Below are 20,274 nucleotides of genomic sequence, written 5' to 3'. Positions count from 1 at the left end.
GCAACCAAATGCACTGAAACACCCGCATTACAGCCATCTCCGCTTTGCCGGTGAGACTTTTAAGAACCGTATTTTCCCTTGATACCAGGCTTGAATTCGAACTTGCGCCGGTTGGAATGCACTGCGCTGTCAGGTGGAAGAACGTCTGCAAGGTCAATCGCATCGCCCGCGATCAAATTTGTCGAATTTCTTTGCACCGCAAGGCTCCCAAATTGGGGGACAATCTGCTAAACGGCGGCATCATCGTCTGCCCGTGCCGTCGCGGCCCCACCCATTGGCCAGAAACACTGGCCAAAAACAGTGAAACGTCATGATCCCGAACGACATCAAGATCACGCCCGACCTGATTGCTTCCCACGGCCTGAAGCCGGATGAATATGAGCGCATCCTGGAACTGATCGGCCGCGAGCCGACCTTCACCGAGCTGGGCATCTTTTCAGCCATGTGGAACGAGCACTGCTCGTACAAATCCTCCAAGAAATGGCTGAAGACCCTGCCGACCGAAGGTCCGCGCGTGCTTCAGGGTCCGGGTGAAAACGCGGGTGTGGTCGATATCGGCGATGGCCAGGCAGTGGTCTTCAAGATGGAAAGCCACAACCACCCGTCCTACATCGAGCCTTACCAGGGCGCTGCGACCGGTGTCGGCGGCATCCTGCGTGACGTCTTCACCATGGGCGCGCGTCCGGTTGCGGCCATGAATGCCCTGCGCTTCGGCGAACCCGATCATCCGCGCACCCGTCACCTCGTCTCCGGCGTCGTCTCCGGTGTTGGCGGCTACGGCAACTCCTTCGGCGTTCCGACCGTCGGCGGCGAAGTCGAGTTCCACGCCCGCTACAACGGCAACTGCCTGGTCAACGCCTTTGCGGCAGGCCTTGCAAAATCGGATGCGATCTTCCTGGCGAAGGCCGAAGGCGTCGGCCTGCCGGTCGTCTATCTCGGCGCCAAGACCGGCCGTGACGGTGTCGGCGGCGCAACCATGGCTTCGGCGGAATTCGACGATACGATCGAAGAAAAGCGCCCCACCGTTCAGGTCGGCGACCCGTTCACCGAAAAATGCCTGCTGGAAGCTTGCCTTGAGCTGATGGAAACCGGTGCGGTCATCGCCATCCAGGACATGGGTGCGGCCGGTCTTACCTGTTCCGCCGTCGAGATGGGCGCCAGCGGCGACCTCGGCATCGAGCTGGACCTCGACAAGGTGCCGGTGCGCGAAGAACAGATGAGCGCCTACGAAATGATGCTTTCGGAAAGCCAGGAGCGCATGCTCATGGTCCTGCGTCCGGAAAAGGAACACGAAGCCGAAGCCATCTTCAAGAAATGGGGCCTCGACTTCGCCATCGTCGGCAAGACCACCGACACGCTGCGCTTCATCGTCAAGCACCAGGGCGAAGTCGTCGCCGATCTGCCGATCAAGGAACTCGGTGACGAAGCCCCCGAATATGATCGTCCCTGGGTCGAGCCGAAAAAGCGCCCCGTTCTGTCGGCTTCCGAAATCGAGGAACCGGCGGACTATGCCGAAGCTCTCAAGACCCTGGTCGGCAACGCCAACGGCTCGTCCCGCCGCTGGGTCTATGAACAATACGACACGCTGATCCAGGGCAATTCGGCCGCGACGCCGGGCGGTGATGCCGGTGTCATCCGTGTGGAAGGCACCCGCAAGGGCCTGTCCTTCTCCGTTGACGTGACACCGCGCTATTGCGAGGCGGACCCGTTTGAAGGTGGCAAGCAGGCCGTTGCCGAAGTGTGGCGCAACCTGACCGCCGTCGGCTCCGAACCCTTGGCTGCAACCGATAACCTGAATTTCGGCAACCCGGAAAAGCCGGAAATCATGGGCCAGTTCGTCGGCTGCATCAAAGGCATTGGCGAAGCCTGCCGGGAGCTAGAGTTCCCGATCGTCTCCGGCAACGTGTCGCTCTACAACGAGACCCATGGCGAAGCGATCCTGCCAACGCCGGCCATTGGCGGTGTCGGCCTGCTGCCGGACGTCACGGTGCGTGCGGGCGCAGCCTTCGTAAACGAAGGTGACGCAATCCTGCTCATCGGTGGCAAGGGCACCCATCTGGGCGCATCCCAGTATCTCGCGGATATTCTGGGTCGTGAGGAAGGCGCTCCGCCGCCGGTCGACCTGGCGGCAGAAAAGCGCCGCGGCACGCTGGTTCGCCAGCTGATCGGCGCGGCCCGTCTGACGGCTGTACACGATATTTCTTCCGGCGGCCTGGGTGTCGCTCTCGCCGAGATGGCGATGTCCGGCGGCATCGGCGCAACGGTCAAGATCGATGGGCCGGCCCATGCCGCGCTCTTCGGTGAAGACCAGGGACGCTACGTCGTCACTGTTTCCCAGGACAAGGTGGAAGCCGTTCTGGAAGACATTCTGGACGGCGGTATCGACGTTCAACAAATCGGCACCACCGGTGGCACGGATTTGACTGTTGAAGGCATACTCACCATATCCGTTGCAAACTTGAAAAAAGCGCACGAAGATTGGTTCCCGAATTACATGGCAACGGCATAAGCCGTTTGACCTTCAGGAACTTAACAACAGGACGGACGCACGATGCCGATGAACGCAAATGAGATCGAGACCCTGATCAAGGCGGCTTTGCCCGATGCTCAGGTCGAGATCCGGGATTTGGCTGGAGACGGCGATCACTATGCAGCGAATGTTGTCTCGGAATCCTTCCGGGGCAAAAGTCGCGTGCAGCAGCATCAGCTGGTTTACGAGGCACTGAAAGGCAACATGGGCGGCGCTTTACACGCCCTCGCCCTTCAGACCAAGGCACCGGATTGAGTTGACACATTGCCGCGCAGGCAGCGCGAGCACTTGAATCTGCCGCCGGATCTCGCCAGATAGGCGGCAAAGAGACAAAGGACGGACCCATGAGCATCCAGGACTGGATCAAGAACGAAGTCGACACCAACGACGTTGTGCTTTTCATGAAAGGCACGCCGAACTTCCCGCAGTGCGGTTTTTCCGGTCAGGTCGTACAGATCCTTGACTATGTTGGCGCTCCTTACAAAGGCATCAACGTTCTGGAAGACGACGATCTGCGCCAGGGCATCAAGGAATTCACCAACTGGCCGACCATTCCGCAGCTTTACGTGAAGGGTGAATTCGTCGGCGGCTGTGACATCATCCGCGAAATGTTCCAGAACCAGGAACTGCAGGGCCTTCTCACCGAAAAAGGTATCGAGACCACTCAGCAGACCGCCTGAGCCGGCTGCAGGTTCCGATCGAAGCTTTCAAGGGGCGGTTCTACCGCCCCTTTTTCGTGTCTCAGACGGTTCCCGCAATCGTAATAATCCGGAAATGGAGAGCCGGGCGACGGTTCAAGATGCGCTTTTTGGTGTGTTGAGTTGCGCCTCACCTTCCCGTCATTCCGGACAAGTGAGGCAACGCCGAACGCCGATCCGGAATCCAGACATATTTCGCGCCGGGGGCGCGGCCTTCCATTGAAATAAAGAGTTCGCTTTGTTCACGATGACATCTGTTTTCCGGATCGGCGCGCAGCTTCGCTACACTTGTCCGGAATGACGGGTGCCATAAGGCACTCCGGACCCATTCGCCGGGTAAATCAGAATGATGCCAACCGGGCTCAAACCCCGTCAAAACCACTTGGACTTGCACTTTATCCAATGTTAACCGGAATCGATTGCGGTCGAATGCAGGCGCCATCTCGGCAAAAATTGCCGAATCACCTAAGCTGAACGCAAGGTGAATGCGGATTTCAGGGTGAGTACAGGTGCGTTCCGCCATTCTCCGACCATATCGCAGGGCTCCATCAAACAACGGAGCCGGGAAATGGGACCGGGGACAATGAACAAGATTGCAGTTGCTGCCACCTCCACTTTCGTTCTGGCACTTGTCGGAGCCGGCATCGTCATGTCCGGTGGCGTAAAGACCGACGGCGAACTGCGCCGCGTCGACTGCCAGGCGCTCACCATGTTTACTCCAGCCAAAGCCAAGAGTGCCGAAGAACTTTGCGCCAACTACGGCGGTGTTGCGTTGAAGGATGCCGAGCCCAGCAAGGAAGGCCTCGTAATCCTTGTCCGCAACCAACCGATGGGCGGATTTGACGGAGAACACACCGTCCGCTGAATTCCGGCGCGCTTCAGGCTGAGCGTTCGCTCGCTCAGCGCTTGGCAGATGGTGACAGGCATCCCCCAAAACGGGGCAGCATCCCGAATAGATCTGTGAAACAAGAGCGGAAAACGTCTTTGTAAGCTGGCCGACTTGAAGAATTCAGGTCTTTTGCTCAGTCATCCCGCGTCGTGACCGCATGCGCTGCCACAGGCCCGGCGACATTGTGCAGGTCGACCGATCCGAGCGGGATCGAAGGCAGCCCTGCTTCCAGAGCCACTTCCGCCGTCGCAACGATCTCCTGCCCGATAACCTTGCCGTAATCCCCAAGTCGTGCCGCGATGTTGGCTGCATGGCCGATCACCGTGAAATCAAGCCGCTCCCTTGATCCGACGTTGCCGTAGGTGACCTCACCAAAGGCGATGCCGATGGCACAGTGCATGGAGATGCCCTTAGTGTCCGGGTCTGGCACCTTCAGACGGCGAACGATCTCCTCGGCACTGGCAACTGCTTGCCGGCAAGCCTCTTCCAGGCCGACGCCCGCGGGGAAAATCGCCAGCACTGCATCGCCGATAAATTTCAGGACCTCGCCTTCATGCGCGTTGACGATGTCGGTCGTGACCTCGAAGAACCGGTTGAGTTCACCGACATAGGCTTGCCGGCCAAGTTCCGTTTCCAGCCTGGTGGAATGCCTGAGGTCGCAGAACAGGATCGCCGCGTCGATGACATCGCCGTCCCCGCGCCGGATATCACCGCCCAGAACCCGCGCGCCCGTCCGCTTGCCCAGATAGGTTTCCAGAAGGGATGTCGCGTTCGATGTCAGAGCAAATACCTCGAAAAGCCGACTGATAAGGGCCGAACATTCGAACACCAGTCCGAGGTTTGCCGTGGTGAAACCGGCAGGATGATCCGAAGCGAGGGTCATCACATTGATCCGCCCGTCGGAAAAAGGCAGAGGCATGGCGACGTAGTCGGTAACGCCCTGTTGCCTGAGGTCTTCCATGATCGGGAAATTGAACTCGTCGGGGTTCGAATCGATCTTTTGCCGAATGCCTCCCAAACCGTCGGCCACATGCTGAAGCGGGCTCAGGCGAAAGGCCGGGCTCTCCAGTGTCTCGTAGGACGGAGCAAAGCTCTGCACGATATCGTCGTCGCGCGTCCACACATAATGACGGCCGGCAATCATCGGGTGCAGTGACCATATCAGGATGCTGATTCGGCAGACGGCTATCCCGTCCTCCACCAGCTTCCGGCCGAGGGCGGTCGTAAGTTCTTCCGGCGTTTTCGCGGCCCAGGCTTCGCGCAGCAGCCAATCGACTGTTGGCCCCGTGATGTTCCCGACAGGCAGCGGATCAATCGGTGCGCCCTGAAAATCGACCCGGCTCGCCACACCCGGCATGAAGGCAACAAGGCCATCAACCGCCTTTCCTTCCGGCAACGCATTGAGATAACTCCAGGCGCCGTTCTCCAGCGTTTCATTGCCGACCCGGACGTGGCTGTAGCTAGCCGTTCCCTTGAACGGGCAGAAGGTTCTGCGCTCTGGAGCGGGTTCGAGGTCTGCCAGAACGTCGTCGCGCGGGAAATAGATCGCAGGTGCAAGCCGGGTTTCATACATCACCCGCGCCTTTGAAGACCGCACCAGCAACTGGTCCCCCCGCCAGGCCGTCACTTCGCCGGCAAGTGGTTCCACAAGGATCCCGTAGTCGTTCGAGGTTTGCTGCGCGTGCACGGTCATAAAAAAGAGATATGGAACACATGGCGAGCTGTCCAGTGCACATGCACGCGCCCCCTCTGCTCACACCTGTGTGGCGCCTCAGTCGCCGACACTTGCAAAAAACGCATAGGTGGTACCCGGGGCAGACTTCGTGGCAAGCCACGGTTTGACCTCAATTCGCGATTACGCGCTTGTGAGTAGCCAAGGTATGGAAATTGAGACTCCTGTCGGGTACTGAGATTGAATGCGCAACGTCTTGATCACATTGTTGATCTGCTTTTTTGCCGGGGTCACAACCGCCGCAGCCTACACGCATGTTCCAAAGAGCATTCGCGCTCTGGAACGCTCTATGGCGGTGGAAACGGACCTGGCCGCAAAGACGGTGCAATTTACCGCGCATCATGCCCAATGTTGCCAACCGGACAGCCAGACCGGAAAAACCACCAAACCCTTCGGGTGCGGCCCGGATTGCCTGTCTCATTTCTCCGTTGTGGCGCTGCAATTCCAATCCGCGGTGACCGGGCCGGAAACCACGTCACCTCCCGTCCTGACGGACGCTCTGCCGTACGCGGAAGATCAACCTCCCATTAAAGGCTGACAATCAAACGGAACACAAAGTTCCGGCTTAGCCAACACTATTGGAAGGTTGAACGACATCTTGCCGGGGCACAATTGACCGGCATGAGAACAGTTCGCCTGAAAGACAGGAAAAAATCATGAGTCTTCAGGAAAACGGTACACAGGCATCCTATGCCGCGCCTGTATTTCGAACTCAAAAATATCTGAACAGGAACAATCTCTTCATGTTCGGCTGCTGCCTGCTGATGGCGGTGGTGACCGGTCTGCTGATCGTTTCCGCACCGACCGGACTGACGGCTGGTGAAGCGTTGCTGCTGGCCGTGCCGACGTTCGGCTGCGTCGCCATGCATGTGATTCTGCATCGTGTCATGGGCAAGCCATGCCATGTGCACGCACGAAAGGAGGCCGACCATGTCTAGAAGACCTTTCGCTTTTGCACTTGCCGGTGGGTTCCTGGCGTTAACCTCGGTCGCCTGGGCTGCGGAAGACAACACAATCACGGTCTACAAGTCACCCTGGTGCGGTTGTTGCGAGCTGTGGACCGAGGCTGTCGAGGCTGCCGGCTACAAGGTCGCCGTTCACGATATGGAAGACCTGAGCTCCATCAAGGCGCAGGCAGGCATTCCGGATGACATGCAGGCCTGCCACACGGCGGTGACCGGTGGTGACCGGAAATACATCATCGAAGGACACGTGCCGCTGGAAGCGGTTGAAAAAATGCTGTCGGAGCGTCCGGACATTCGCGGCATCGCGGTTCCGGGCATGCCCCAGGGGTCGCTCGGCATGGGCGACGACCCGACGGCGCAATACACGGTTTACACCCTCGGCCAGAATCCGGCCGATCCTCCCGTCCCTTATCTAGAAACAGGCCAGTAGCCTTCAAATGACGAACCTTACAAGAAGATCATTTCTTGCCGGGTCGGCGAGCCTTACAGGGCTCGCCGTCAGCGGCTGTATGACGACCGCTCCCCAGCAGCCACTTGCGCCCTGGCAGGATCCGTCCGTCCTTGCCATGTACCGTGCGATGCCGGAAGAGCAGTTTCCGATCCCTGCTCCGGATTTGAAGAAGGTACCGGAACGCTACTACCGCAAACAGGTCGATTACCAGACCAGCGAGAAGGTCGGTACGCTGGTCGTCGATACCAGCAACTACTACCTCTACCTCGTCCAGGAAAACGGCAAGGCGATGCGCTACGGCGTCGGCCTTGGTCGTGCCGGGTTCGAATGGTCCGGCCGTGCGCGGATCGCCCGCAAGGCCGCCTGGCCCAAATGGACACCGCCGGAAGAGATGATCCAGCGGCAGCCGGAACTGGAAAAATGGAGCTGGCGTAACGGCGGCATGCCCCCGGGCATCGAAAACCCGCTGGGTGCAAGAGCGCTCTACATCTTCCAGGGCAACAAGGATACGCTCTACCGCATCCACGGCACGGGCGAATACTGGACCATCGGTTCTGCCGTTTCCAGTGGCTGTGTCCGCCTGATCAACCAGGACGTCATCGATCTTTACAGCCGGGTTGCTGACGGATCCCAGATCGTCGTTTTGTAAGGTTCAAGACACGCTTGCGGAAAAGGGGCCGGCCAGCCGGTCCCTTCGCCATCTCCAGCCATCAGCAATGCCTGGTGCGTCCGCTGCCTGGTATCAGCCTGTAATGGCTTTCAGTTCCAGAAAGTCTTCCAGGCCGAATTCGCCATATTCGCGGCCATTGCCGGACTGCTTGTAACCGCCGAACGGCACATCCCAGTCCGGGCTGTTGCCGTTGATATAGACGCTGCCCGCACGCAGTTTGCGAGCAACACGTTTCGCCCGTTCCGGATCGCCGGTCTGGATATAGGCGGCAAGGCCGTAAGGCGTATCATTGGCAATCGCGACAGCCTCCTCTTCCGTCTCGAACGGGATCATCACCAGCACGGGCCCGAAGATCTCGTTACGGGCAATCGACATCTGGTTGGTGACATCGGCAAAGACTGTCGGCTGAACGAAATACCCTGTCTCGAACCCCTTCGGTTTGCCCGGACCACCGGCAACAAGGCGGGCACCGTCTGCCAGACCGCGCTCGATATGGCCCTGGATCTTTTCGTATTGCAGGTCACTGATCACCGGCCCGATGTGATCTCCCTCCTCCGCCGGATCCCCAACGGTGGTTTCCGCCGCAATCTTTCCGGCAAGCGCAATAGCCTCGTCATAGACGCTTCGCTCCACGAGCAGACGGGTCGGTGCATCGCAGGACTGACCGGTGTTGGAAAAGCAGCCCGACAGCGACGTGCGCAGGGCCGTTTCCAGGTCCGCATCCGCAAAGAGCAGGTTGGCCGACTTGCCGCCGAGCTCCAGAGCAACACGCTTGACGGTCGGTGCAGCATTCTGACTGACCGCGACGCCGGCACGGGTCGAACCGGTAAAGGACATCATGTCGATATCCGGATGCGAGGACATGGCAGATCCGACGCCCGGCCCATCGCCATTTACCAGATTGAAAACACCAGCCGGGCAGCCGGCCTCATCCAGGATCTCGGCGAAGAGAAGCCCGGAGAGAGGCGCAATTTCACTTGGCTTCAGCACCATGGTGCAACCAGCGGCAAGCGCCGGCGCGACCTTTGCCGCAATCTGGTTGATCGGCCAGTTCCAGGGTGTGATCAAGCCACAAACGCCAATCGGCTCGTGCCGCAGCACGCTGCCGCCACGCGGGCTCGGACGTTCGAACACATGATGCTTCAGGGCTTCAAGCGTCGCTTCCAGGTGGCCGGATCCGGCAGGTGTCTGGCTGCCGCGCGCAAAGCTGCGCGGTGCCCCCATTTCAAGCCGGATCGCTTCGTCCATTTCCTCCGACCGGCGATGGTAGATCGCGATGACACGCTCAAGAAGCGCAGCACGTTCCTCGACACTTGTCTCAGACCAATCGGCAAATGCGGCCTTGGCTGCAGCAACCGCCTTGTCCACATCGGCGGCACTGCCCAGGGAGATCACGGCAACCGGCTTTTCCGTTGCCGGGTTGATCACCTCGAGCGTTTTTGCCTCGACCGGATCGACCCAGGATCCACCGATATAGAACTGCCGCTTTTCAATCATCCGCCTGCTGCTTCCCGTCTGTTCAGTTTCATGTCGTCGCCACTTCTTGGCATAACCTCATATCCGGCTTCTTCCGGCTCCTCGTCAACCATCTCGTCCGGAAAACCCGGTGCCCGGATATCAAGACCAGTTGCATCTTCAAGACGTTTGATGATGTTGGGCGACAATTCCCGCGGACCATAGTGGTTGATCCCGTCTGCAAAAATCCGGTTGAGAAGCGGCGACACTTCCAGCGGAACCTGATGATCGTCTGCGATTTTCTGGAACAGGCCGATGTCCTTGGCAACAAGATCCATGGTGAAAGAAATGTCGCGCGAGCCGTTGAGGATGACCTGGCTCTCCGTTTCATGGACGAACGAGTTACCTGAGGAAATCCGGATTGCCTCGTAAGCCGTGCCAAGATCCATTCCGGCTGCCTTGCAGGTGGTCAGCGCTTCGACCAAAGACACCAGATTGGCCGTTGCCAGATAGTTGGTGACGACTTTCAGAACAGATGCCGAGCCGATCTCGCCGGTGTGCAGCACGCGCCGCCCCAGAACGGTCAGGAGCGGCAGCATGCGCTCGAAGGTTTCCCGCGGACACCCGGCAAAGATCGAGATATTTCCGGTAGCAGCCCTGTGGCAGCCGCCCGAAACCGGGCATTCGATCGCCTCCGCCCCTCTGGCGACGACAAGCCCTGCCAGACGGCGCACTTCGCCGGCATCCGTTGTCGACATTTCCGCCCAGATCCTGCCCGGGCCAATACCTTCCAGAATACCGTCCGGACCTTCCACGACCGCAGCACAGGCTGCCGGACTGGGCAGGCAGGTGATGACGACATCGCAGCTTTCTGCAAGCTCCTTCGGGCTTTGGCCGCGTAGGGCTCCCCTGGCCGCAAAGCTTTCCATAAGCAGCGGATTGAGGTCCAGCACCATGACCTCAAGACCATTGCGCAGCAGGCTGCCAGCCAGTTTGCCGCCGACATTGCCCAATCCGATGAAACCGACCCGCATGAGAAGCGCCTTTCGTGAAACAGGGTTTGATGCCTTCACTTTGCGCCTCGCCTATGAAATAGAGAAATGATATTAATCCAGCCAATTACCAAACTATTTTTATGAATGAAGAGAATGTCGGCACTCCCCAATCTCGTATGGCTGAGAAGCTTCGAAGCCGTCAGCCGACTGGGTGGCTTCACTGCAGCGGGCGCGGAACTCGGCCTCACCCAGGCCGCTGTCAGCACGCACATCAGCGCACTGGAAACCCAGCTCGGCCATCAACTTTTCGAACGCACCACGCGAAAGCTGGAGCTTACCGCCAGCGGCCGGGCTTATCTGCCATCGGTACGCAAGGCCTTGCAGGACCTTGCCATCTCCACGGACAGCCTCTTCGGCAACCGAACGGCCGGCTCCGTAACCATTCGGGCGCCGATTTCCGAAACTGTTCTCATCATCGCCCCTGCCCTGGCGGAGTTTCAGAAGACCCATCCTGAACTGGACATCCGGCTCTTGTCGGCAATCTGGGCCGACACGGCTCTTGAGACCGGCACCGACATCGAGATCCGCCTCGGCACAGGCAATTGGCCAGGTGCGCATGCAGAACCGCTGGGACCGGAAAAGATCGTGCCGGTGTGTCATCCAGCGCTGGCCGAAAGATTGAAGGAACCGGCGGATCTGATGGATCTTCCACGCATTCACATTCTCGGCTTCGACGATCACTGGCCACGTTTTTTCGAAGCTCAGTCCCTCACGCAGCCATCCGGACACTCGGGCGTCACCGTCGACACCTCCCTCGCGGCGGTTGAACTGGCGGCTGCCGGCGGCGGTGTCGCCCTACTGCTGGGCAAGGTTGCAGCCCGGCTGGCGGGAAGCGGACGGCTGACGACCCCTCTGGACCCGGGGCTGCCTTCCATGCGCACCCATTACCTGCTGAACCGGGACAATTCCTCTCCGCGAAAACCGGCGGTTCAACGGGTGGAAACCTGGCTGCGAGACCTGTTTGCAGCATAGGCCGGTGGCTATTCCGGTGAGGTCAATCGCTCACCTGCGCGCTGGAAGTGGGCAAGAGGCTCATATCGATTTCAATAGGTGCATGTCTCCGCGTTCACAGGCACTCACCCCAGCGGAAAACCGATAAGATGTTGAAATAAATTTCTTTTTAGAAGTCCAATCGCAGGGCATACTGGATCCTGGTCTTGTCGCTGGTGCGACAAACCGGGATGACAAGCCAAGGACGTGTGACAATTATGGAGCAGGCTGAGCTGCGAGATCATCCCTTTCCGTGCCACACCCTCGTCATGCCATGGCTCGACCATGGCATCCATGCCGATGCAAAACGACACGGCAACGCCTATCCATTTTGAAAGGCCAGGGAATGGATTGCCGGATCAAGTCCGGCAATGACAGGGAGCGTGGGGGGATAGGGAATGGGGCTATCTGAACGCTGTTGTTACCGCGGATACGCCTCAGAAGGTCACTCCGCTGCGAACAGCTTTGCCGTCATCGCCAGGCTTGCGCCACAGGGCTCTTCTGCTTCGCCGCTCACCTCTACCCCACCCTCGGCAGGGCGCAGGTTGACGAAGTCGTAGAGCGAGCGGTCGAGGAGATGCGACGGCCGGGTGTGGCCGAGGGCGCGGGCCATGACGCCAAGGCGACCGGGGGTTGCCTTTTCCCAGCCCTGCAGCATGCGTTTGACTTCCTCGCGCTGCAGGCCGTCCTGCGAGCCACAGAGATTGCAGGGAATGATCGGGAACTGCATGCCGTTGGCAAAGCGTGCGATGTCGCTTTCAGCAGAATAGGCAAGCGGGCGGAGCACCAGAAGATCGCCCTCGTCGTTGATCAGCTTGGGCGGCATGGAGGCCAGACGGCCACCGTGGAAGAGGTTCATGAAGAACGTCTCCAGAATATCTTCCCGGTGATGGCCGAGCACGATGGCCTCGCAGCCCTGCTCCCGTGCGATCCTATAAAGAATTCCGCGGCGCAGGCGCGAACACAGCGAACAATAGGTGCGGTGCTCGGGGATCTTGTCGGTGACAATGGAATAGGTGTCTTCGCGCACGATGATGTGCTCGATACCGTTGTCCTCGAAGAATTTCGGCAGGATGTCCGCCGGAAAACCGGGCTGAGCCTGATCCAGATTGCAGGCGATCAGGTCGACCGGCAGCAGACCACGCCATTTCAGTTCGATCAGCACCGCCAGCAGCGTGTAACTGTCCTTGCCACCAGACAGGCAGACCAGCCACTTCGGCCGCTTTTCCTGCGAAGCCCCTTCCGGCAGCATCCCGAAGTCGGCAATCGCCTCACGCGCCTGGCGCAAAAGGCGCTTTCTCAGCTTCTTGAACTCGACGCTCGCAGGTGCATTGCGAAGCAACGCGGGTACGTCGATGTCGGTACTGTCGGCAATATCGTTCATTTGAGAAGCTCGGCGGCTTGTTGGGTTCGCTGTCTTTGCGCTGACATAGCGGATCAAGGCTGCCGGGAAAAGGGAAAAGCCGTGCGTATCAGGGGATGGCAGTTCGCTCACTGGAGCTGTTCTTGCCATTTCCCAGCGTATTGCTTCAGCCGAGAGAGACGTTCGCCGCCGCGTCCGCGTGGGCCAGCCTGCGGCCGTTTTTCCGTATCACCGTCTGCTACCAGCAACGCGGCGCCGATACTGGTTCCGGTGAGCGACCCTGCCGATGCTTCAACCGGCCGCCCGGTCGCAGCCTCCAGCATGTCAAGGTAAAGCCCGTTCTGAGCGAACGGCCCCTCCACAACAATTGGACCTTCTGCTCCGGTCATCGCCAGGCACTCTGCCGTCACCAGCGCCAGATAGAAGGACAGAGCCGCAAAGCATTCGCCGTCGCTCAGGAGCGTCTCATCCACGCTCCAGTGATACTCGCTGCCCTGGAAAGGGCCGGAACGTGGGTCGACAGCGGGAAAAAGCATGATCTCGCGAGAAAGCACGGTATCAATCTGTTCTTCCGAACAGCCCTTCTCACGTCCCTTCAGGATCATGTCGAACTCACGTCCCCCCATGAACCTTGCCGAAGGCACAGGATCACCGAAAGCGTTGACGTTGATCAGCGTGTCGCGGGACGGATCGAGGAGCACCCGGCCGCCTCCTATCGCCAGCACGATCACCCAGGTGCCGGTAGAGACGACCGAAAACGGAGGCTGTCGCAGGATCAGATGCGGATAAAGCGAAGCGTTGGAATCGTGAATGCCGCAGGCGACCGGAATATCCTTCGGCAATCCGGTCCGGGCCACAACCTCCGGCAGGACGGACCCGAGACGATCACCCGCCTTGCGCACGGGAGCCATATTCTCCTCCAGACCGAGCCGGTCCACAAGCGAGGAGAACCGGTTTTCGGACGGGCACCAGAGGTCGGTATGGCAGCCGAGCGAAGTCACCTCGTTGGAAAGAACGCCGGTGAGCTTGAAGGTCCAGTATTGCGGATAGGTCAGAACCGTCGCCACCCGGTCAAGCAGACCCGGGTCCGTTTTCAGTTGCCAATGGAGTTGCGCCCCCAGATTGAGGCCCATGCCGAGCCTGGGTGACCCGGTTTCCGCGAAGTCCGGCCGGATCACATCATAGGCGGCCGCCAGGTCGTCCGGGCCGGCGAATTCATAGTCCAGCATCGGCGCGGTAAGGTTCCCTTCCGCGTCCAGAAGAACGGCGCTGGCACCATGCGTCGTCACCGACAGGGCATCGATACCATGGGCCTTGTGCAGCTCCGCCAGCGCCTCGCAGATGAAATCCCAGTGGCCTTCCAGGTCGAAATGCGGATAGGGCGGCCCCGGCAGGACCGAGTTGGGACGCGTCAGGACGCCAAGTTCCCTGCGCTGGTCCAGATCGACCACGGCAACCTTCGCATTGGTCTTGCCGATATCGATGACGCCCACATTCCGGATCGCTGCCATCAACGCTCAATCCATGTGAAAGACGGTTGTGAGCGGTGTTGCCACTGGTTCGTTGTCCGGCTTGGTCGCCATTACATCGGCCATATGTGCCCACCATTTCCGCATCACCGGGTGGTTCGGCAGATCGTCCATCTTGTGGCCTTCCTGGCGCCAAAGCACGCCGAAGAGGATGTCGGTCTCGGGATCCAGATGAATTGAATAGTCGCTGATGCCTGCGTCTTTCAACAAGGCTACCAGTTCCGGCCAGATTTCGTCATGGCGCTTCCGGTATTCCGATTCCATGCCCGGATTGAGCTTCATCTTGAAGGCATATTTTTCCATGGTTCAGGCCTTCCGTTTTGCGAGAACCCGGTGGGCGATGCGCGGCAAGGCAATGACGGCAATCAGCAGCAGACCGATGAAGATCGACATGACGATGCCCGGTACGTTGAGCAGGCCAAACCCGAAGGTGACCATGCCCATGACGAAGGCAGCGATCACCACACCCGGAATGGAGCCGGAGCCACCGAGAATATTGACGCCGCCCAGCACCACCATTGTCACGATCTCAAGCTCCCAGCCGAAGGCAATCGATGGTCTTGTCGCCCCGAGGCGCGAGGTCAGGCAGATGGCGGCAACACCCGACATAAGGCCCGTGAGCAGGAAAAGTGCGAATTTGACCCGCGGCACGCGAATACCGGAAAAAAGCGCGCCGACAGGGTTGTTGCCGACGACATAGACCGCCCGGCCAAAGTTCGTCTTGTGCAGTATGACGGCAAAGACGATGGCCAGCAGAGCGAACAGGACGAACTCGAAAGAGATCACCCACCAGACGTAGCCCTGACCGAAAAAGGCAAAGTCGGACGGATAGCCGGTGTAGGCCTTGTCGCCGAGCACGATATAGGAAATACCGCGGAACAGGCTCATGGTGCCGATGGTCACAACGATGGACGGCAGGCCGAAGCCGGTCACCAGAAAGCCGTTGAAGGCACCGCACAACAGCCCTGTGCCGAGGCCGATCATCACCAGAACCGGCGTATCGGCCCCCATCTGGACGGCAAAGCCCATGGCCGTGGACGAAAGCGCGATAATCGAGGCAACCGAAAGGTCGATCTCGCCGGAAATGATCAGAAGCCCCATTGCAAAGGCGATCATGGCCTTTTCGGTGAAATTGAAGGTCGCGTCGGAGAGGTTCCAGGGGTCGAGGAAATAAGGCGAGGCAAAGCTGTTCAGCGTGAAGACGGCGACGGCGACCACGAGTAGCAGCAGTTCCCAGCTCACCAGAAACCGCTGCAGCGGCGACTTCAGCCTGTCCGGAATCTGGCGCCCCTGCGCGCCGGTGTCTGGGGTGGCGAGGCTCATGCTGCGTGCTCCGCTTTTTTCAGGATCACCCGTCCCTTGGTCCGGTTGGACGTGGCGTTGAAGGCTACGGCGATGATGATCGCGCTGCCGGAAATCGCGAGTTGCCAGAAGGGCGAGATATTGATCACCGGAAGGGCGTTCTTGACGATGCCGAGGAACAGCGCACCGAGCAGGGCCCCGCCGACAGACCCGATGCCGCCGGCAATCGAGATCCCGCCGATGACGCAGGCTGCGACCACTTCCAGCTCGAAACCGCCGGCGATATCGACATACGCAACCGCATAGCGGGCAACCCAGAGATAGCCGGTGAGACCGGCAAGCGCGCCGGAAATGACATAGGCCGCGCATTGGGTAAGGCCGACATTGATGCCCGTATAGACCGCCGCGTGCGGATTGCCGCCAACGGCAAAGAAAGCCCTGCCAAGTGATGTTCGCCCGACCAGAACGATGAACCCGATCACGACGGCGATCGCTATCCACGACAGAACCGGCAGACCGAGCACGACCTCACGCGGGAAGGCCTTGAAGGCGTCACTCATCTCATGGGCGTTGATCCACTCCCCGCTGGAAATGATGAAGATGATGCCCCGGTAGATGGTCATGGTGCCAAGGGTGACGACAATGGGCGGAATATCCAGCTTCCAGACTAGCAGTCCGTTTGCAAGCCCCATCAAGGCTCCAAGACAGATCGCCAGGGCCAGGATAACCGGCACCGGCAGACCGGGCATGGCCATGTTGAGCATGGCAACCACCATGCCGGTGAGCGCAAGGTTCGCGGCAACGGACAGATCGATACACCGGGTGAGGATCACCACCATCTGGCCGAGTGCCAGAATGATCAGCGGAGCCGTGTCGTTGAAGACATTCGCCAGGTTGGACGGCGCGACGAAGCCGGGAAATCGGGTGGCGATCGCGAGCACCAGAACCAGGATAGCTCCGGCGAGAATGGTCTCGCGCGATTTCATCAGCGAGCGGATCATGTGCGCACCTCCGTGATGCCGGCAGCTGCCCGCACCAGATGTTCGGGCGACAGGTCAGCGCCTTCAAATTCGGCGGCGATACGCCCCTCCCGCATCACAATCACCCGGTCGGACATGCCGAGGATTTCCGGAATTTCGGACGACACCATGATGACCGCCAGACCTTCTGCAGCCAGTTCCGCCATGAATTCATGCACCGCGGCCTTGGACCCGATGTCGATGCCCTTGGTGGGTTCGTCCAGGATGATCACCCGAGGTTTGGTCGCAAGCCATTTGGCGATGACAACCTTCTGCTGGTTGCCGCCGGACAGTTCGCCGATATCCTGGTCAAGAGCTGCTGCGCGCAAGTCCAGCCGCCGCGTGTAATCGCGGGCCAGCTTGAATTCCTCCGCAAGCCGCAGGAACCCCTTGCGTGAGGTCTCCTTGAGCGACGGCAGCGAGACATTCTGGAAAATGGGCAGGCCCTTGATCGCACCCTGTTTGCCCCGATCCTCCGGGACATAGACGATGCCCTGCCGGATGGCCTCGTTGGGATCGCGAATGACGGCAATCCTGTCGTCGATCCTGATAGCCCCCTTGGAAGGCCTGGTCACGCCGAACAGCGCCTGCATGAATTCGCTGCGCCCGGCCCCCACAAGGCCGTAAAACCCAAGGATCTCTCCCGCACGAAGCGTGAAACCGATGTCCTCGAATTCCGTCGGGTGGCAATAGCCGACAACCTTCAGCACTTCCTCACCCAGTTGCGGTGCCCGTTTCGGGAATACCTGGTCGACCGACCGGCCGACCATGAGCTTGACCAGCTCCTTTTCGGAAACAGCCTCGATCTTGCCTTTGCCGACCATCTGGCCGTCCCGGAAAACCGTGTAGCGGTCCGCGATGCGGAAGATCTCGTCGAACTTGTGACTGATGAAGAGGATCGCCTTGCCTTCCGCCTTCAGGCGTTCCACCAGCTCGTAGGTTTCCTCGATTTCCTTGTGGGACAGCGAGGCGGTCGGCTCATCCATGATGACGATCTTGGCGTCGATGGAGAGCGCCCGGGCAATCGCCACCAGGTGCTTGTTGGCAATACCGAGATCCTTCAGCGTGACATTCGGATCGATCCTGGCGCCGATCCGGTCGAGCAGCGCTTGTGCCATGCGCAGCATTTCCTTACGGTCAATCAGCCCGAAGCGGGTTTTCGGCGCATGGCCGATGAAAATGTTTTCCGCCACAGACAAATCATCGAAAAGGACGGTTTCCTGATGGATCGCCGTCACCCCTGCCCGGCCCGCGTCCTGGGCGGTGGGAAAGGAAACCGGTGTGCCATTGATCGCGATTGCGCCCTCGTCCGGCTGATAGATGCCGGTCAGGATCTTCACGATGGTGGATTTACCCGCGCCGTTTTCGCCTACCAGGGCAGTAACTTCCCCCGGGAACAGCTCCAGCGATACTTCGGAAAGCGCCTTCACGCCCGGGAACGATTTGGAGATACCGCTGAGCGTCAGTACCGGCCCCGCGCCGTCTTCCGATTGCGGATGCGTGTCCGCTATGCCCTGCGTGTTCGCAAGCATGACCATTTCCCGGAGCCTGGAGTTTCGTTGCTGGTTTCAAAGACCCGGTGCGCATGGCACCGGGTCTGACATGTTTCTATCGTCCGGTCCTGGCGACCAGCTTAGAAAATGTCCTTGAAGTCGTCGATGTTGGAGCTGTCATAGACGAACGGGTCCGCCATCGCGCCTTCGTTGCTGTCGTTGAGCGTCAGCGTGCCCATACGTCCCATCGGGATCTCCGCGCCCGGCTTTGCTTCCGCAGCGCCGGTGGACAGGTTGTAGGCCAGCATGGTTGCCGAATAGCCGAGATCGATCGGGTTCCAGATCGCGAACGACTTGGACGCACCGGATTCGATGTGGCCAGCCATTTCTGACGGCAGGCCGAGCCCGGTCACGTTGACCTGTCCTGCTTTTTCGGCGTCAGAGACTGCCTGAGCGGCCGCAACAATGCCCACGGACGTTGGAGCGATGATCGCCTTCAGATCCGGATAGGTCTGCATCAGGCCCTGGGCTTCACGGTAGGACTTGTCGGCAAGGTCATCACCATAGACGGTGGCGACCACGTTGATGCCCGGATAATTGTCCTTCACCTTGTTCATTTCCTCGATCCAGATGTTCTGGTTCGTGGCGGTTGCGGACGCGGACAGGACGGCGACATCACCGCCATCGGGCAGATGATCGGCGGCCAGCTTGATGATCATGTTGCCGATCAGCGGATTGGACGACGGATTGAGGTGAAGCTGGCGACCTTCCGGCGCAACGCCGCTGTCCCAGGAAATCACGGTAATGCCGCGGTCCATGGCTTTCTTCAGTGCCGGCACCAGGGCGTCCTGGTCGTTGGCGGAGATTGCAATGGCATCAACCTTCTGGGCGATCAGCGCGTTGATGACCTCGATCTGACCTTCTGCGGTCGTGTCGGTCGGGCCGGTGTAGATGATCTCGACATCGCCGAGCTCCTTGGCAGCTTCTTCAGCGCCCTTGGCGGCAGCTTCAAAGAAGCCGATGCCGAGCGCCTTGACGACAAGGGCGATGCGTTTTTCCGCGGCACTGGCCGGTGCGGCGATGCAGACGGCGGCGACTGCTGTTGCCGCCAGAAGTGACTTGAGCAATTTCATGGTCTTCCTCCCTAAAGTGCTGCCGGCCCCTCCCAAGGTCCGGACAGTGTGCCGGCTACCCGTTCGAGGTTGCCTTGGTCTGTGCGGCGCTTGTTTCCGCCACGATCAGATGGATGTCGGCCTGTTCCAGCATGTTGGCCGCGCTGTCGGGGATCCTGTCATCGGTGATGACGGTGGAAATCCGCTCGAGCGGGCACAGGATCAGGCTGGAACGTGCGCTGAATTTCGACGAATCCGCCAGAACCACAAGTTCATCCGCCTGGCCGATCAGCTTCTGCTCGGCCTGAATGAGCAACGGATCGGCCTCCATGAGCCCAAGCGGCCCAAGCCCCTGGGCGCCCATGAACATGCGCGTCGCGTAGAAGTTTCGGGTCACGTCATTGTCGAAGGGGCTCAGGATGATGTTCTGTTCGCGATAGATCACCCCGCCCGAGAGCATGATGGTGTTCTTGGAATTCTTGAGGAGATGCTCAGCAATCGGAAACGAGTTGGTGAACACCTGGCAGCGCTTGGTTGCCAGCGGATGCACCATCTGAAAGGTGGTTGTGCCGCCGTTGATGATGATGGCATCGCCATCCTCGCACAGCTCCACCGCCTTTTGCGCGATTGCGCGTTTCTGAGCGATGTTGATCGTTTCGTTGACACTGAACGGACGCCCCGCCAAACCGACGAATTGCGGCGGATGAATGCTCTCCGCCCCACCCCGCACACGGCGCAGCTTCTTCTGCACATGCAGCTGGGCAATGTCGCGACGGATGGTCGCTTCCGAGGAATCCGTCAACGCCACCAGCTCCTGCACCGTCACGACCGGACGATCCTGGACTGCGGACAATATGATCCTGTGGCGTTCTTTCTCGTGCATCTGGTCCTCCCATTGATCAAACGTTTCCACCAACACCGGTCAATGTCAATCATAAAAAATCAAAAATGATCATTTTGCAGCGCAATATGATCGATATTGATCGTTTTTGATTGACAACCTGATCCGTTCAAGCGAGTT

At 59.6% G+C, this 20,274-nt stretch carries 21 protein-coding genes; 9 read left to right on the top strand and 12 right to left on the bottom strand.

All coding sequences use genetic code 11. The features are described from left to right. Positions 1–310: 310 nt before the first annotated feature. From purL to grxD, 3 genes are all read left to right on the top strand, one after another. On the top strand, positions 311–2,509 hold the full coding sequence (purL, locus tag B0E33_RS23010; RefSeq protein WP_023000870.1) for a phosphoribosylformylglycinamidine synthase subunit PurL: 2,199 nt from the start codon (positions 311–313) through the stop codon (positions 2,507–2,509). 42 nt (positions 2,510–2,551) lie between these two features. Further along, the gene (locus B0E33_RS23005; protein ID WP_006932469.1) at positions 2,552–2,785 is read left to right on the top strand and encodes a BolA family protein; all 234 of its coding nucleotides are present in this window, start codon (positions 2,552–2,554) and stop codon (positions 2,783–2,785) included. Between the two features lie 89 nt (positions 2,786–2,874). Then, a complete protein-coding gene (gene grxD / locus B0E33_RS23000) occupies positions 2,875–3,210 on the top strand; it encodes a Grx4 family monothiol glutaredoxin (RefSeq protein ID WP_023000869.1) in 336 nt (111 codons plus the stop codon). 148 nt (positions 3,211–3,358) lie between these two features. Here grxD and B0E33_RS30995 read toward each other — a convergent pair whose 3' ends face one another. After that, the gene (locus tag B0E33_RS30995) at positions 3,359–3,751 is read right to left on the bottom strand and encodes a hypothetical protein (protein ID WP_156912469.1); all 393 of its coding nucleotides are present in this window, start codon (positions 3,749–3,751) and stop codon (positions 3,359–3,361) included. A gap of 60 nt (positions 3,752–3,811) precedes the next feature. On the opposite strand from B0E33_RS30995, the gene B0E33_RS22995 reads away from it, so the two are divergent. Next, entirely contained in the window at positions 3,812–4,093 is a 282-nt protein-coding gene (locus B0E33_RS22995) for a hypothetical protein (RefSeq protein ID WP_023000868.1), read from the top strand. 157 nt (positions 4,094–4,250) lie between these two features. Here the strand turns inward: B0E33_RS22995 and B0E33_RS22990 are convergent, their stop codons facing one another. Further along, positions 4,251–5,765 (bottom strand): DUF427 domain-containing protein, encoded by a 1,515-nt coding sequence (locus B0E33_RS22990; protein ID WP_208997689.1) that lies wholly within the window; start codon positions 5,763–5,765, stop codon positions 4,251–4,253. 268 nt (positions 5,766–6,033) lie between these two features. On the opposite strand from B0E33_RS22990, the gene B0E33_RS22985 reads away from it, so the two are divergent. The 4 genes from B0E33_RS22985 to B0E33_RS22970 all read left to right on the top strand — a co-directional run bounded on the left by B0E33_RS22985 (position 6,034) and on the right by B0E33_RS22970 (position 7,914). Then, positions 6,034–6,387 (top strand): hypothetical protein, encoded by a 354-nt coding sequence (locus tag B0E33_RS22985; RefSeq protein ID WP_077292539.1) that lies wholly within the window; start codon positions 6,034–6,036, stop codon positions 6,385–6,387. 118 nt (positions 6,388–6,505) lie between these two features. After that, positions 6,506–6,787 carry a hypothetical protein gene (locus B0E33_RS22980; protein WP_077292538.1) on the top strand — a complete coding sequence of 94 codons (282 nt, stop codon included), beginning with the start codon at positions 6,506–6,508 and terminating at the stop codon, positions 6,785–6,787. Further along, a complete protein-coding gene (locus B0E33_RS22975; RefSeq protein WP_077292537.1) occupies positions 6,780–7,244 on the top strand; it encodes a DUF411 domain-containing protein in 465 nt (154 codons plus the stop codon). The genes B0E33_RS22980 and B0E33_RS22975 overlap by 8 nt, the downstream gene beginning before the upstream one ends. A gap of 79 nt (positions 7,245–7,323) precedes the next feature. Further along, the gene (locus tag B0E33_RS22970; protein ID WP_077292536.1) at positions 7,324–7,914 is read left to right on the top strand and encodes a L,D-transpeptidase; all 591 of its coding nucleotides are present in this window, start codon (positions 7,324–7,326) and stop codon (positions 7,912–7,914) included. A 93-nt stretch (positions 7,915–8,007) separates the two neighbouring features. Here B0E33_RS22970 and B0E33_RS22965 read toward each other — a convergent pair whose 3' ends face one another. Then, on the bottom strand, positions 8,008–9,432 hold the full coding sequence (locus tag B0E33_RS22965; protein ID WP_077292535.1) for an aldehyde dehydrogenase family protein: 1,425 nt from the start codon (positions 9,430–9,432) through the stop codon (positions 8,008–8,010). After that, positions 9,429–10,424: an NAD(P)-dependent oxidoreductase gene (locus B0E33_RS22960; RefSeq protein WP_077292534.1), complete on the bottom strand. Its 996-nt coding sequence runs from the start codon at positions 10,422–10,424 to the stop codon at positions 9,429–9,431. Before B0E33_RS22960 ends, B0E33_RS22965 begins: the two co-directional genes overlap by 4 nt. 114 nt (positions 10,425–10,538) lie before the next feature. Between B0E33_RS22960 and B0E33_RS22955 the strand changes: the two genes are divergently transcribed. Continuing rightward, entirely contained in the window at positions 10,539–11,417 is an 879-nt protein-coding gene (locus B0E33_RS22955; protein WP_077292533.1) for a LysR substrate-binding domain-containing protein, read from the top strand. A gap of 463 nt (positions 11,418–11,880) precedes the next feature. On the opposite strand, the gene ttcA is transcribed toward B0E33_RS22955, so the two are convergent. The 8 genes from ttcA to B0E33_RS22915 all read right to left on the bottom strand — a co-directional run bounded on the left by ttcA (position 11,881) and on the right by B0E33_RS22915 (position 20,136). Then, positions 11,881–12,819: a tRNA 2-thiocytidine(32) synthetase TtcA gene (ttcA, locus tag B0E33_RS22950; protein WP_023000859.1), complete on the bottom strand. Its 939-nt coding sequence runs from the start codon at positions 12,817–12,819 to the stop codon at positions 11,881–11,883. Positions 12,820–12,926: 107 nt separating this feature from the next. Further along, positions 12,927–14,309, bottom strand: coding sequence for an FGGY-family carbohydrate kinase (locus B0E33_RS22945; RefSeq protein WP_077292532.1), 1,383 nt, complete (start codon positions 14,307–14,309; stop codon positions 12,927–12,929). Between the two features lie 6 nt (positions 14,310–14,315). Beyond that, positions 14,316–14,630: an L-rhamnose mutarotase gene (rhaM, locus tag B0E33_RS22940; protein ID WP_077292531.1), complete on the bottom strand. Its 315-nt coding sequence runs from the start codon at positions 14,628–14,630 to the stop codon at positions 14,316–14,318. A gap of 3 nt (positions 14,631–14,633) precedes the next feature. Continuing rightward, a complete protein-coding gene (locus tag B0E33_RS22935; RefSeq protein ID WP_062488364.1) occupies positions 14,634–15,650 on the bottom strand; it encodes an ABC transporter permease in 1,017 nt (338 codons plus the stop codon). Continuing rightward, positions 15,647–16,630 (bottom strand): ABC transporter permease, encoded by a 984-nt coding sequence (locus B0E33_RS22930; RefSeq protein WP_077292530.1) that lies wholly within the window; start codon positions 16,628–16,630, stop codon positions 15,647–15,649. The genes B0E33_RS22935 and B0E33_RS22930 overlap by 4 nt, the downstream gene beginning before the upstream one ends. Then, positions 16,627–18,180: a sugar ABC transporter ATP-binding protein gene (locus B0E33_RS22925; RefSeq protein WP_167579589.1), complete on the bottom strand. Its 1,554-nt coding sequence runs from the start codon at positions 18,178–18,180 to the stop codon at positions 16,627–16,629. The genes B0E33_RS22930 and B0E33_RS22925 overlap by 4 nt, the downstream gene beginning before the upstream one ends. 101 nt (positions 18,181–18,281) lie before the next feature. Next, positions 18,282–19,274 carry a rhamnose ABC transporter substrate-binding protein gene (gene rhaS / locus B0E33_RS22920; protein WP_077292528.1) on the bottom strand — a complete coding sequence of 331 codons (993 nt, stop codon included), beginning with the start codon at positions 19,272–19,274 and terminating at the stop codon, positions 18,282–18,284. Positions 19,275–19,329: 55 nt separating this feature from the next. Then, positions 19,330–20,136 (bottom strand): DeoR/GlpR family DNA-binding transcription regulator, encoded by an 807-nt coding sequence (locus tag B0E33_RS22915; protein WP_031269240.1) that lies wholly within the window; start codon positions 20,134–20,136, stop codon positions 19,330–19,332. Positions 20,137–20,274 lie beyond the last annotated feature (138 nt).

This window comes from Roseibium algicola (genome assembly GCF_001999245.1).
Lineage (GTDB): Bacteria > Pseudomonadota > Alphaproteobacteria > Rhizobiales > Stappiaceae > Roseibium > Roseibium algicola.
Note: the sequence above shows the minus strand (reverse complement) of the source record. Positions and strands in the feature narration are given on the sequence as shown.